The organism is Oleiphilus sp. HI0125 (assembly GCF_001635355.1).
The window spans coordinates 1-1953 of sequence record NZ_LWGF01000778.1 but is presented as its reverse complement, the minus strand read 5'-3'; the positions used below and the strand labels follow the sequence as shown (position 1 = coordinate 1953).

Here is a 1953-nt window from a genome sequence, read left to right as displayed (position 1 = left end):
ATTGAAGGTTCTAGTATTGCAGCCGCAGGTTCTTGGACGGCTGTTGACCCTGACGCGCTTGATCAACATACCTGGTCCGTCGCAACGCCTGCTCAATATGGCACGCTGACAATTGATGCCAATGGCAATTGGTCTTATGTGCTTCATCAGCCGAATCATGCTGATATTGATCAGCTTGCTGATGGCGAATTAAAAACAGATACCGCGATCATTCAAGTAGATGATGGTCACGGGACTATCGTGACTCAGCAAGTCACCCTCACGATTACAGGTACGAATGACGCGCCGAATATCAGTGGTGTGTTAAGCGGAACAGTTCAAGATGGTGGCACATTACAGGCATCTGGTCAGCTTTTAGATGGTGACGTGGATGCAAGCGACATGCACACTTGGAACATCTTAGGCAGTCAGCAGGGTCAATATGGGGTGATAAGCCTCGATGCCAGTGGCAAATGGGTATATCAGCTTGATCCTGCAAAAGCTGAATCGTTGGCTAAAGGCGAAACGGCTCAAGAAACATTTCAGGTCGAGGTGCTTGATCAACACGGAGAGCGTTCTGTCGCTCAAATCCGAGTCGAGGTTGTGGGCAGTAATGATTTACCGAGTGTTGCTCCTGTTGTGCAGCAGTCGGTGGCCGAGAATGCGACAACGCCGATATCTGGAACGCTTCAAGTGATCGATCCTGATGTCAGTGATCAGCATGCATGGCGATCAGTGAATACCAGCCAGTATGGACAGTTCTCCTTGAATGCCCAAACGGGAGCTTGGGAATATCGACTCAATACAGCGCATCCTGATGTGCAGAAATTGCTGACGGGGCAGACGCTCAAAGAGAGTATTATTGTCGAAGTCGATGATGGTCTGGGTGGTACGGCAACGCAAACCATTGCCATTGAAATTGATGGGCAGGGTAATGCGCCTGTTGCCGTGATCGATAATAGTCACTTGAATGCTGGTGGTATCGATACTGGGAATGTCTTTGCGAATGACCAGGCTGACACGTCCTTAACACTCACTGGAATTAACGGACAGAGTCTGCAGTTCGATCCCGTAAGTGGTTGGTCTCAGGTATTTGATACAGGGCATGCGCTTGTTCAGTTCAAGGCCAATGGAAGCTATGAAGCACAAGCGAAAACGGGCAATTCAAATTTGCAAACCGTAACAGAATCTTTGCAGTATGAGGCTCAGGATCAATTTGGCGTTACTGCTACTGGGAGCATGGATGTCCATACCGATGCTGCACAGCAAGTGATCGCACCACCTCCGCCACCCCTAGCACCGGTTTCTGCTGATGTGCCGGCGGTATCGTATGACTCAGACCCCTTGTTACTTCTTGATCAAGTCACCGCGCCGAGTGGTAAGTCTGAAGCGACTCGTTCATCGTTCATTCAAGAAAGCTTAGTTGACTTGGCGCCCGAACTTGAGCCAAAAGAGTCTGTTAGTGACTTGTTATCTGGGCTGCCAGAATCTTCGAATGATAAAGAGTCTGCGGGTAATGCTGATACCGCTCAAACAAATGAGCAGGAAAGCAACGGGAAGGCGGGAGCATGGGATGTTGGGCATTCCGTAAATTTAGATAGCCTGTTGCCCGATAACCGATCCAAGGATGATTTTGAGTGATGAATGCTTTCGTTTTCAGATTATTCAGAGGGTGAAAAGGCCTTAGTTTGAGCCTTTTCAAGTCGTTTATGTGGTCTAAAAAACGAACAAATCTTTACATTTACGGCACTAATCTCGACTAGTGTTTAGCAAGCATCTCAAACTAGAGAGGTCGTTAAATTGCCTAGTTTTTACGCACTTCATAAACAGCTCATACTCATTTCATTATGCGCAATGACATTAATGTTAGGTGCAAGCAGAAGCTCTTCGTCTACTTCAGACTTAACAGATACAACTCGATTGAATCTTGGCGGCCCGGTATATTTGAATGACGCCTCCGTGTTGTTAGTGAAT

1 protein-coding gene is annotated in these 1953 nt (G+C 47.5%); it reads left to right on the top strand.

Annotation, left to right across the window (positions count from 1 at the left end):
• A partial coding sequence (locus A3762_RS12155) for a VCBS domain-containing protein (RefSeq protein WP_197469228.1) occupies nucleotides 1-1620 on the top strand: 1620 nt, incomplete at its 5' end.
• Nucleotides 1621-1953 lie beyond the last annotated feature (333 nt).